We start from the raw sequence: 11,955 nt of genomic DNA, 5'->3' as shown, positions 1-11,955 counted from the left end.
CTGCAAAAGTGATCTGGTATAACAGGTATAAAGGTACATAGTTAATCCAATTAAACATCACTACGAGGTATGTATGGCTAGCAACTTACGGGGCGTAATGCCCGCGCTTCTCACCCCTTTCGACGCACAACAAAAGATTGATAAAGAGAGCCTGCGTCGCCTGGTACGTTTTAACATCGCGCAGGGCATTGATGGCGTCTACGTGGGTGGCTCAACCGGAGAAGCGTTTATTCAAAGCCTCGCCGAGCGTGAAGAAGTGCTTGAAATTGTGGCGGAAGAGGGAAAAGGGAAAATCACCCTGATCGCCCACGTCGGCTGTGTGAGCACGGCGGAAAGCCAGCAGCTGGCGGCAGCGGCAAAACGTTATGGCTTCGATGCGGTATCTGCGGTGACGCCGTTCTACTATCCGTTCAGCTTTGAAGAACATTGCGATCACTATCGCGCAATTATCGACTCGGCTGATGGATTACCGATGGTGGTCTACAACATTCCGGCGCTGAGTGGTGTAAAACTGACGCTGGATCAAATCAATACGCTGGTCACGTTGCCGGGCGTCGGCGCGCTGAAACAAACCTCGGGCGATCTGTATCAGATGGAGCAGATCCGCCGCGAACATCCGGATCTGGTGCTTTACAACGGTTATGACGAAATCTTCGCCTCGGGCCTGCTGGCGGGGGCCGATGGCGGGATCGGCAGTACTTACAACATCATGGGCTGGCGTTACATGGGGATCGCGCAGGCGCTGAAAGCGGGCGATATCGCGAAGGCGCAGCGGTTGCAGCGCGAGTGTAACAAGGTTATCGATCTGCTGATCAAAGTCGGCGTCTTCCGTGGGCTGAAAACGGTGCTGCATTACATGGATGTGGTCTCCGTACCACTGTGCCGCAAACCGTTTGCCCCGGTGGACGAGAAATACCTGCCGGAGCTGAAAGCGCTGGCGCAGCAGTTGATGCAGGAGCGGGGCTGACCCTCACCCCGGCCCTCTCCCACAGGGAGAGGGAGAAAAGCGCACGTACTTAACCACTGGCGCGGTCGGTCCCCTCTCTCTTGAGGGAGAGGGTTAGGGTGAGGGGGATAACCCGCACCCATCCAAACACATTCATACCAAAGCGCGTGGGCCTGGCCCACCGCGGGAGACTCACCATGAGTACAACAACCCAGAACATCCCGTGGTATCGCCATCTCAACCGGGCACAATGGCGGGCATTTTCCGCCGCCTGGTTGGGGTATTTGCTTGATGGTTTTGATTTTGTCTTAATCGCCCTGGTGTTGACCGAAGTGCAGGGTGAATTCGGTTTAACCACAGTACAGGCGGCAAGCCTGATTTCTGCCGCCTTTATCTCTCGTTGGTTCGGCGGCCTGATGCTGGGCGCAATGGGGGATCGCTACGGTCGCCGCCTGGCAATGGTCACCAGCATCATTCTCTTCTCAATGGGAACGCTCGCCTGCGGCTTTGCGCCGGGCTACACCTCCCTGTTTATCGCCCGTCTGGTGATCGGCATGGGGATGGCGGGAGAATACGGCTCCAGCGCAACCTATGTCATTGAAAGCTGGCCAAAACAGCTACGTAATAAAGCCAGCGGCTTCCTGATTTCCGGCTTCTCCGTCGGTGCTGTCATCGCGGCACAGGTTTACAGCCTGGTGGTGCCCGTCTGGGGCTGGCGCGCGCTGTTTTTCATCGGCATCGTGCCAATCGTCTTTGCGCTTTGGTTACGTAAAAACATCCCGGAAGCGGAAGACTGGAAAGCGAAACACGAAGGCAAAGCCCCGGTACGCACGATGGTCGATATTCTCTATCGCGGCCAGTATCGGGTAATGAACATCATCATGACCTGCGTCGCGGGTGCATCGCTGTGGTACTGCTTCGCCGGTGAAGCGCGCATTGCCGGGCTGGTGGCGCTGCTGGGCCTGGTGTGCGCGATTATCTTCATCAGTTTTATGGTGCAAAGCAGTGGCAAACGCTGGCCGACCGGCGTGATGCTGATGGTGGTCGTGCTGTTTGCTTTCCTCTACTCGTGGCCAATTCAGGCGCTGCTGCCGACCTATCTGAAAACCGAGCTGGCCTATGACCCGCACACCGTGGCGAACGTCCTGTTCTTCAGTGGATTTGGTGCGGCAGTAGGCTGCTGCGTGGGTGGTTTCCTTGGCGACTGGTTGGGTACGCGTAAAGCGTATGTCTGTAGCCTGCTGGCCTCGCAGTTATTGATCATCCCGGTGTTTGCGATCGGCGGCTCCAGCGTGTGGGTGCTCGGTTTCCTGCTCTTCTTCCAGCAAATGCTGGGGCAGGGGATCTCGGGGATCTTACCGAAACTGATCGGGGGGTATTTCGAAACGGATCAACGTGCGGCAGGGCTGGGCTTTACCTACAACGTCGGTGCGTTAGGCGGCGCGCTGGCTCCGATCCTCGGTGCGTTGATCGCCCAACGGCTGGATCTGGGAACCGCGCTGGGCTCGCTCTCCTTCAGCCTGACCTTTGTGGTGATCCTGCTGATCGGCCTTGATATGCCCACGCGCGTTCAACGCTGGATCCGCCCTGAAGCGCTGCGCACACACGATGCGATCGACGGTAAACCGTTCAGTGGAGCCGTACCGTTTGGCGGCGATAAAAGCGGATTAGTGAAAAGTAAAAGTTAACCAGGGAGCCCGGCGCAGGCCGGGCGCTTCTCCGAGGATATGATGATGTCTTTACTTGAACAGCTGAATAACAACATTGCGCAATCTGGCGGGCTGATTGTCTCCTGCCAGCCCGTCCCTGATAGCCCGCTGGATAAACCTGACATTGTCGCCGCGATGGCGCTGGCGGCGGAACAGGCAGGGGCAGTTGCACTGCGCATTGAAGGCGTAGCGAATTTACGCGCCACTCGCGCGCTCGTGTCCATCCCGATTATTGGCATCCTCAAACGTGACCTTGATGACTCACCGGTACGTATCACGCCTTTCCTGGAAGATGTCGATGCACTGGCACAGGCCGGGGCCGATATCATCGCCGTCGATGGCACGGACCGCGTGCGCCCGGCGGGCGTAGAAGCGCTTCTGGCACAGATTCACCAGCACGGTTTGCTGGCGATGACCGATTGCTCAACATTTGAAGACGGTATGGCCTGTCAGCGTCTGGGCGCAGACATTATCGGCACCACGCTTTCGGGCTACACCACGCCGCAGACACCGGAAGAGCCAGACTTCACACTGGTGAAATCCTTAAGTGACGCAGGCTGCCGGGTGATTGCCGAAGGGCGCTACAACACCCCTGCGCAGGCGGCTGAGGCGATGCGCCACGGCGCGTGGGCGGTCACGGTCGGTTCTGCTATCACACGTCTTGAACACATCTGCCAGTGGTACAACACGGCGTTAAAAAAGGCGGTGCTATGACCACGCTGGCGATTGATATCGGTGGCACCAAACTGGCAGCCGCCCTGGTGGATGATGCGCTGAACCTGCTGGAACGTCGCGAGCTACCCACACCGGCGAGCAAGACGCCGGATGCGCTACGCGACGCTTTGCAAACGCTGGTTGAGCCGCTTTTCCCTCGCGCCACGCGGGTGGCCATCGCCTCAACCGGGATTATTCGCGATGGCGTGCTGCTGGCGATTAACCCGCTTAATCTGGGCGGCTTGCTGAATTTTCCGCTCACGAACACGCTGGAAGCGATAACCGGGCTGCCGACACTGGCAGTGAATGACGCACAGGCAGCGGCGTGGGCGGAATATCATGCCCTGCATGGCGATTATCGTGACATGGTTTTCCTCACCGTCTCCACGGGCGTGGGGGGCGGTGTTATAAGCCAGGGCAAACTGCTTGCCGGAACGGGCGGTTTGGCCGGGCATCTGGGGCATACGCTGGCCGATCCTAACGGGCCGATGTGCGGCTGTGGTCGTCGGGGCTGCGTAGAAGCCATTGCTTCAGGGCGCGGGATTGCCGCAGCGGCTCAGGGGGAACTCGCCGGATGTGACGCCAGAACAATTTTCACTCGCGCGGGACAGGGCAATGAACAGGCAACGCAACTCATTCACCGCTCGGCGCATACGCTGGCGAGACTCATCGCCGATGTAAAAGCGACGACGGATTGTCAGTGTGTGGTCATTGGCGGCAGCGTTGGGCTGGCGGAAGGATATTTAGCGCGAGTGGAGGCCTGCCTGGCGCAGGAACCTGACGTTTATCAGGTCACATTACAATCGGCGCATTATCGGCATGACGCCGGATTACTGGGGGCCGCGCTGCTGGCCCAGGGAGAAAAATCATGGTAACAGGGGATATTCAGGCGCTGAACGCAACGGGGTTACATCCCGTGCTGGTCGAGGCGCTTACGCTTTCATTAACCGCGCGACCACAGGAAAAAGCGCCGGGGCGCTATGAACTGCGCGGTGACGATATCTTTATGAATGTGATGGAATTTTCCACTCAGCCTGCCGAGAGCAAGAAAGCTGAGCTGCATGTGCAGTATGTGGATATCCAGCTCTTGCTGATGGGTGAAGAGCGGATTTTGTTCGGTGTGGCAGGGGCGGCACGGCAGTGCGAAGAGTTGCATGCTGATGAAGATTATCAGCTTTGCTCTGCCATCGAGGATGAGCAAGTGGTGACGTTAAAACCGGGAATGTTCGCCGTGTTTATGCCGGGAGAGCCGCATAAACCGGGGTGTACCGTGGCGCTATCGCGAGATATCAAAAAAACGGTGGTTAAAGTCCGCGCCAGCATGCTCGCGCGTTAAAAAAAACCGGATGGCGCTGGCGCTTATCCGGCCTGGAAAAATCGCAATCGTCGTCCGGGGGGAGGGCACATATTCATTTGCCCGGCATCGGTATAGCTAAATTTCCCGACCTTAAGGTCTACAACAAGCAAGCAGCGTAAAGGGCGATGGAAAAACAGCAGATCCACCCGAAACCAGTTGTCATCAATGCGTAACCGCCGCTGTCGGCCCACAAAGGCGAAATCATCCCCAAGCTCCAGCATGAAATCCATTAGATGGTTAATCAGCGCCTCTTCAAAATCGGATTCTGAGTACTCATCTTTAAGCTCCAGAAATTCGAGTACGAAGGGATCGCGTATCGCTTGTTGCGGGATGATGGCGGTCTCCGCAGAGATGGCCTGCTGCAAGGCGGCTGATTTATCACGAGAGAGCAATGAGCGCTCATAAAACTGGGTAGCAATTTGCCGCTCAAGTTGGCGAACAGACCAGCCGCAGCGAAGTGTCTCTTTTTCGTAAAAGTTACGGGCATCAGGGCTTTTAACGGAAAGCAATCGGACATAGGTGGACCAGGGTAGGGGGAAGGATTTGGCAAGTTGCGCTAAATGGCAAGATTCTCCAGACAGTGTCTGGCGAATTGTGGAGCTGAATTCTCCAGACACTGTCTGGAGAATCGTAGGGTTGAATTCTGCAGACACTGTCTGCATAATTTCAATACGTTGAAAGTAAAGGTAAAATTTTTTAAACTGCCATAAATTGCTGGTGGAAAACCCACGTTTATATCTTCGACTTAAATCCTGCGATAACCGATCAATCAGCTGTGCACCATAAGCCGCTCTGGCCTCGCCGCCTTGTTCAAACTCGACAATTCGTCGGCCAATTTCCCAGTATGTCGCTGTCATCAGCGCGTTAACGCTACGTACCGTTTCCGTCCGGGCGCTATCGACCAGATCAATAATACCGTCGTGAATCTGCTGATAACCAGCGGTAGATTGTGCGGGGAGCGATTCCATCCTTTATCCCTCAATGCGAGCCTGCGTTGAAAATGGAACAGCTATACGCCGGGCGTTCGCGTGGAACAATCCGCAACAGCGTATTGCATTAATTTTCTTAAGGAATTGCGAGAGGCTTTCCAGTAAAAGCGGGGGGATTTCAGCGCCACCTTCCTTTCCAGGCAGGTGGCGCTGAGGGAGGGTTTACACTTCCAGCCAGTTCATAATGCCGTCAGCCGCTTTACGGCCTTCGGCGATGGCGGTCACTACCAGGTCCGAACCACGCACAATGTCACCACCGGCGAAGATTTTCGGGTTGCTGGTCTGGAAGGCATTTTCGTGACCTTCCGGGGCGATGATGCGGCCCTGAGAATCCAGCTCGACGCTGTGTTTCGCCAGCCATTCCATGCTGTGCGGGCGGAAACCAAACGCCATCACCACCGCATCTGCCGGAACAACGTGCTCGGAGCCAGGAACGATTTCCGCACGACGGCGGCCTTTCGCATCCGGTTGGCCCATCTCGGTGCGCGCCATTTTCACGCCGCTCACCTTGCCGTTAGCATTCACTTCAATGCCCAGCGGCTGCACGTTAAACTGGAACTCAACGCCTTCTTCACGCGCATTTTTCACTTCGCGGCGTGAGCCTGGCATGTTCTCTTCGTCACGACGATAGGCACAGGTGACGTGCGTTGCGCCCTGACGCACGGAAGTACGCACGCAGTCCATCGCCGTGTCGCCACCGCCAAGCACCACCACGCGTTTGCCTTCCATGTTGATGTACGGCTCGTCTTTGTTCTCACCAAAGCCCATGATTTGACGGGTATTGGCAATCAGGAACGGCAGTGCATCAAACACGCCGGAGGCATCTTCGTTCTCCAGCCCGCCGCGCATTGACTGATAGGTGCCGACGCCGAGGAACACCGCGTCGTAATCACTCAGCAGGGTTTCAAGCTGCACGTCACGGCCCACTTCGGTATTCAGTTTGAACTCAATGCCCATGCCGGTGAAGATTTCGCGGCGACGGGTCATCACCTCTTTTTCCAGCTTAAAGGCCGGAATACCGAAGGTCAGCAGGCCGCCGATTTCCGGGTGACGATCGAACACGACCGCTTTTACGCCGTTGCGCGTCAGCACATCCGCGCACGCCAGGCCCGCCGGGCCCGCGCCGATAATCGCCACTTTTTTGCCGGTTTGCTTCACGCCCGACATATCCGGGCGCCATCCCATCTCGAACGCTTTATCGTTGATATAGCGCTCGATGTTGCCGATAGTCACCGCGCCGAACTCGTCGTTCAGGGTACAGGAACCTTCACACAGACGGTCCTGTGGGCAGACGCGCCCACAGACTTCCGGCAGGGTGTTAGTTTGATGCGACAGTTCTGCCGCTTCAAAAATACGCCCCTCATTGGCGAGCTTCAGCCAGTTCGGGATGTAGTTGTGTACCGGGCATTTCCATTCACAGTACGGGTTGCCGCACGAGAGGCAGCGATCGGCCTGCGCCTTGGCCTGACCTTCTGAAAACGGCTCGTAAATTTCAACAAACTCGATCTTGCGGATCTTTAACGCTTTCTTAGCGGGATCAACGCGTTGCAGGTCGATAAATTGATAAACGTTCTGACTCATGATGACCCCTTACTGCGCCTGCACGCGCAGCTCAGCTGCGCTACGACTACGGTGACCCAACAGTGCTTTGACATCGCTGGACTTCGGCTTAACCAGAGCAAATTTGGCAGAGAATGCCGGCCAGTTAGCCAGAATCTCTTCGCCGCGCTGGGAACCGGTTAACTGTACGTGCTCGGTAATCAGCCCGCGCAGATGCTCTTCATGGATTGCCAGAGAGTCAACGTCCAGCACTTCCACCAGTTCCGGGTTGACGCGTTTACGGAAATCGCCGCTTTCATCCAGAACGTAGGCGAAGCCGCCGGTCATGCCTGCGCCGAAGTTAACGCCGGTTTTACCCAGAATACAGACGATACCGCCGGTCATATATTCACAACCGTTGTCGCCAATGCCTTCTACCACGGTGATAGCGCCAGAGTTACGCACGCCGAAACGTTCACCCGCGCGGCCTGCGGCATACAGACGACCACCGGTCGCGCCGTACAGGCAGGTGTTGCCGATAATGCTCGCTTCATGGCTGCGGAAGGCGGAGCCAACCGGAGGACGAATGGCAATCAGGCCGCCCGCCATGCCTTTACCGACGTAGTCGTTGGCATCGCCGGTCAGGTACAGCTCTACGCCGCCCGCGTTCCAGACGCCGAAGCTCTGGCCTGCGGTGCCGCTGAAGTGTGCTTTAATCGGATCGGCTGCCAGACCCTGGTCGCCGTGCGTTTGCGCGATATAGCCGGAGAGCGACGCGCCCACGGAGCGATCGGTGTTGCGAATATCGAACCAGAAGGTTTTGCTCTGGCGCTCATCGACAAACGGTTTTGCCTGTTGCAGCAGTTGCGCATTCAGCACGCCGTTATCGAACGGCGGGTTGGTCTCGGTGCAGTACAACGCTTTGCCAGGATGTGGCTCGGCGGTCTCCAGCAGGCGAGACAGCTCCAGCTTCTGCTGTTTGGCGGTGAAACCATCCAGCTCTTTGAGCAGGTCGGTACGGCCAATCAGATCGACCAGACGCGTCACGCCAAGCTGCGCCATCAGCTCGCGGGTTTCACGGGCGATAAATTCAAAGTAGTTGGTCACTTTGAACGGCAGGCCGTGATAGTGGTTCTTACGCAGTTTGTCATCCTGAGTTGCCACGCCCGTCGCGCAGTTGTTCAGGTGGCAAATACGCAGATATTTACAACCCAGCGCCACCATCGGGCCGGTGCCGAAGCCGAAGCTTTCCGCGCCGAGAATCGCTGCTTTGATGATATCGACGCCGGTTTTCAGGCCGCCATCGACCTGCAAACGAATTTTATGACGCAAGCCGTTGGCAACCAGCGCCTGCTGGGTTTCCACCAGACCGAGTTCCCACGGGCAGCCTGCATATTTCACTGACGACAGCGGGCTTGCCCCCGTACCGCCGTCATAACCGGCGATGGTGATTAAATCGGCATAGGCTTTCGCCACGCCCGTGGCGATAGTGCCGACGCCCGGTTCGGAAACCAGCTTCACGGAGATCATCGCTTTCGGGTTGACCTGTTTCAGGTCGAAAATCAGCTGCGCTAAGTCCTCGATAGAGTAAATATCGTGGTGCGGCGGCGGGGAGATTAACGTCACGCCCGGCACCGAATAGCGCAGTTTGGCGATGTACGGGGTGACTTTATCACCCGGTAACTGACCGCCTTCGCCCGGTTTCGCGCCCTGAGCGACTTTAATCTGAATGACATCGGCATTGACCAGGTACGCTGGCGTGACGCCGAAGCGACCGGAAGCCACCTGCTTGATGCGCGATACCTTGTTGGTGCCGTAACGCGCCGGGTCTTCACCGCCTTCACCGGAGTTAGAGTTGCCGCCGATGCTGTTCATCGCTTCCGCCAGCGCTTCATGTGCTTCCGGGCTCAATGCGCCGATAGACATCGCTGCGGTATCGAAGCGTTTAAACAGATCGCTTGCCGGTTCAACCTCATCAATGCTGACGGCGTCGCTACCTGGCGTGATAGCTAATAAATCACGCAGCGTTGCCGCCGGACGCTCGTTGACCAGCTTCGCGTATTCCTGATAGTCGCTGTACTCGCCGCTTTGCACTGCCTGTTGCAGGGTGCGCACCACGTCCGGGTTATAGGCGTGATATTCACCGCCGTGCACGTACTTCAGCAGGCCGCCCTGGCTAATCGGTTTACGCGCCAGCCAGGCACGTTTCGACAGGTTCAGCAGATCCTGCTGGAAGTCGTCGAAGCCCGCGCCGCCAATACGGCTGACCACGCCCTGGAAGCATTGCTCAACCACATCATCGTGCAGGCCGACCGCTTCAAACAGTTTGGAGCAGCGGTAAGAGGCGATGGTTGAGATGCCCATTTTGGACATGATTTTGTACAGACCTTTGTTGATGCCGTTACGGTAGTTCAGCATCACGGTGCGATACGCTTTATCAATCGCTTTGGTATCGACCAGTTTCGCCAGCGTTTCGTAGGCGAGATACGGGTAGATAGCCGTCGCGCCAAAGCCCAGCAGCACGGCAAAGTGGTGCGGGTCGCGGGCGCTGGCGGTTTCGACGATGATGTTGGCATCGCAGCGCAGGCTCTTATCGACCAGGCGCGCCTGAATAGCGCCAACCGCCATCGGTGCCGGAACCGGCAGACGATTTTTGGCGATGTTGCGATCAGAGAGCACCAGCAGAACGGTGCCGTTACGCACCATCTCTTCGGCTTTATCGCACAGCGCTTTCACCGTTGCCTCAAGCGAGGTTTCAGTTGCGTCATAAGTAATATCGAGCGTGTCTGCGCGATAGTGCTCATCTGCAATTGTGGTGAGCTGTTTAAAATCAGAGAACAGCAGGATTGGCGATTTGAAGCTCAGGCGATGCGCCTGGCCTTCTGCTTCACAGAAGACGTTCATCTCGCGGCCAATGCTGGTCGCCAGCGACATGACGTGCGCTTCACGCAGCGGATCGATTGGCGGGTTAGTCACCTGCGCAAACTGCTGACGGAAGTAGTCGTAAATAATGCGCGGCTGGCTGGAGAGCACGGCAAACGGGGTGTCATCGCCCATTGAACCGACCGCTTCCTGGCCGTTTTCGCCCAGCACGCGGATAACCGAATCCAGCTCTTCCGCGCTGTAGTTAAACTGTTTCTGGTAGCTGGCGAGCGTGTCATCGTCCATCACGCGGCTACCAACTTCTTCGTCCGGCAGATCTTCAAACGGCACCAGACGGCGGACGTTTTTCTCCATCCACTCTTTGTACGGGTGGCGGCTTTTCAGATCGTTATCGGTTTCGGCAGAGTGCAGAATGCGGCCGCTGCGGGTGTCGATCACCATCAGCTCGCCCGGCCCAACGCGGCCTTTTTCCATCACTTCGTCGGGCTGATAATCCCAGATCCCGACTTCCGATGCACAGGTGATGAGCTTGTCTTTGGTTATGACGTAGCGCGCCGGGCGCAGGCCGTTACGGTCAAGGTTACAGGCCGCGTAGCGACCATCGGACATCACGATGCCCGCCGGGCCATCCCACGGCTCCATGTGCATGGAGTTAAAGTCGAAGAACGCGCGCAGCTCCGGGTCCATATCCGGGTTGTTCTGCCAGGCTGGCGGAACCAGAAGACGCATTGCACGCACGATATCCATCCCGCCTGCCAGCAGCAGTTCGAGCATGTTATCCATTGAGCTGGAGTCAGAGCCGGTTTCGTTAACGAACGGTGCGGCGTCGTGCAGGTCAGGGATCAGCGGCGTCTGGAATTTATAGGTACGCGCGCGCGCCCACTGACGGTTACCGGTAATGGTGTTGATTTCACCGTTGTGCGCCAGATAGCGGAACGGCTGCGCCAGCGGCCAGCGCGGCACGGTATTGGTGGAGAAGCGCTGGTGGAACAGGCAGATGGCCGATTCCAGACGCAGGTCCGCGAGGTCCAGGTAGAAGCGCGGCAAATCCGCCGGCATACACAGACCTTTATAGATGTTCACCAGGTTAGACAGGCTACAGACGTAGAACTCTTTGTCTTCCACCAGGCGTTGTTCAATGCGGCGACGGGCGATGAACAGACGGCGTTCCATATCGCGCGGGCGCCAGCCAGCCGGGGCGTTAACAAAGATTTGCTCGATACGGGGCAGCGAGGAGAGGGCGATTTCACCGAGAACGCCTTCATTGGTCGGCACATCGCGCCAGCCAACAATAGAGAGCGTTTCACGTTGCAGTTCTTCTTCAACGATGCGGCGCGATGCGGCGGCTTTGTCTGGATCCTGATTGAGGAACAGCATGCCGACGGCGTAGTTTTTGGCTAAACGCCAGCCGCGCTCTTCCGCCACAATGCGGAAGAAACGATCCGGTTTTTGCAGCAGCAGGCCGCAACCGTCACCGGTTTTACCATCGGCGAGGATTGCCCCACGGTGCTGCATGCGGGCCAGTGCGTGTATTGCGGTACGCACTACCTTGTGGCTAGGTTCGCCTTCTATGTGGGCGATCAGGCCGAAACCACAGTTATCCCTCTCAAGGGATTTATCGTACAACATATCAGTGAACCTCCCCAGGCTCTACGTGACTCACTCCGACACCGATTGCGCACGGGCGCAGAAAGAGCATGGCGACGGGATTGGGTCGTTCAATGACCAATCTCGCATTCGCCCTCTTTTGCCTTTTCGCGCAGGTCAAACAAGTTTGAGGACTTGCTTCAGAGGGAATCTCAATTACTGCATAAATAT

At 57.1% G+C, this 11,955-nt stretch carries 7 protein-coding genes and 1 pseudogene; 5 read left to right on the top strand and 3 right to left on the bottom strand.

Features of this window, described 5'->3' with window-relative positions:
• Window positions 1-73 precede the first annotated feature (73 nt).
• From nanA to nanQ, 5 genes are all read left to right on the top strand, one after another.
• On the top strand, window positions 74-967 hold the full coding sequence (nanA, locus tag AC1MKH_RS21855) for an N-acetylneuraminate lyase (RefSeq protein ID WP_276221008.1): 894 nt from the start codon (window positions 74-76) through the stop codon (window positions 965-967).
• 176 nt (window positions 968-1,143) lie between these two features.
• Entirely contained in the window at window positions 1,144-2,634 is a 1,491-nt protein-coding gene (locus AC1MKH_RS21850) for an MFS transporter (RefSeq protein ID WP_276221005.1), read from the top strand.
• Window positions 2,635-2,679: 45 nt separating this feature from the next.
• Window positions 2,680-3,369 (top strand): N-acetylmannosamine-6-phosphate 2-epimerase, encoded by a 690-nt coding sequence (locus AC1MKH_RS21845; protein ID WP_276221117.1) that lies wholly within the window; start codon window positions 2,680-2,682, stop codon window positions 3,367-3,369.
• Window positions 3,366-4,244, top strand: a complete 879-nt coding sequence (gene nanK, locus AC1MKH_RS21840; RefSeq protein WP_276221003.1) for an N-acetylmannosamine kinase — start codon at window positions 3,366-3,368, stop codon at window positions 4,242-4,244. The genes AC1MKH_RS21845 and nanK overlap by 4 nt, the downstream gene beginning before the upstream one ends.
• Window positions 4,238-4,705: an N-acetylneuraminate anomerase gene (gene nanQ, locus AC1MKH_RS21835; RefSeq protein WP_276221001.1), complete on the top strand. Its 468-nt coding sequence runs from the start codon at window positions 4,238-4,240 to the stop codon at window positions 4,703-4,705. Before nanK ends, nanQ begins: the two co-directional genes overlap by 7 nt.
• A gap of 68 nt (window positions 4,706-4,773) precedes the next feature.
• Here nanQ and AC1MKH_RS21830 read toward each other — a convergent pair.
• The 3 genes and pseudogenes from AC1MKH_RS21830 to gltB all read right to left on the bottom strand — a co-directional run.
• Window positions 4,774-5,694, bottom strand: a pseudogene (locus AC1MKH_RS21830) (PDDEXK nuclease domain-containing protein); the annotation flags it as partial.
• A gap of 183 nt (window positions 5,695-5,877) precedes the next feature.
• Window positions 5,878-7,296: a glutamate synthase subunit GltD gene (gltD, locus tag AC1MKH_RS21825; RefSeq protein ID WP_015962813.1), complete on the bottom strand. Its 1,419-nt coding sequence runs from the start codon at window positions 7,294-7,296 to the stop codon at window positions 5,878-5,880.
• Window positions 7,297-7,305: 9 nt separating this feature from the next.
• Entirely contained in the window at window positions 7,306-11,766 is a 4,461-nt protein-coding gene (gene gltB, locus AC1MKH_RS21820; RefSeq protein ID WP_276220999.1) for a glutamate synthase large subunit, read from the bottom strand.
• Window positions 11,767-11,955 lie beyond the last annotated feature (189 nt).

This window comes from Pseudocitrobacter sp. CD920760 (assembly GCF_057782505.1).
The sequence above is the reverse complement of the archived record's forward strand: the minus strand, read 5'-3'. Positions and strand labels throughout refer to the sequence as shown.

Excerpts from the sequence above, each read along its gene's own strand:
- nanA (WP_276221008.1), top strand. The coding sequence starts at position 74 with ATGGCTAGCAACTTACGGGGCGTAATGCCCGCGCTTCTCACCCCTTTC.
- AC1MKH_RS21850 (WP_276221005.1), top strand. The coding sequence starts at position 1,144 with ATGAGTACAACAACCCAGAACATCCCGTGGTATCGCCATCTCAACCGG.
- AC1MKH_RS21845 (WP_276221117.1), top strand. The coding sequence starts at position 2,680 with ATGTCTTTACTTGAACAGCTGAATAACAACATTGCGCAATCTGGCGGG.
- nanK (WP_276221003.1), top strand. The coding sequence starts at position 3,366 with ATGACCACGCTGGCGATTGATATCGGTGGCACCAAACTGGCAGCCGCC.
- nanQ (WP_276221001.1), top strand. The coding sequence starts at position 4,238 with ATGGTAACAGGGGATATTCAGGCGCTGAACGCAACGGGGTTACATCCC.
- gltD (WP_015962813.1), bottom strand. The coding sequence starts at position 7,296 with ATGAGTCAGAACGTTTATCAATTTATCGACCTGCAACGCGTTGATCCC.
- gltB (WP_276220999.1), bottom strand. The coding sequence starts at position 11,766 with ATGTTGTACGATAAATCCCTTGAGAGGGATAACTGTGGTTTCGGCCTG.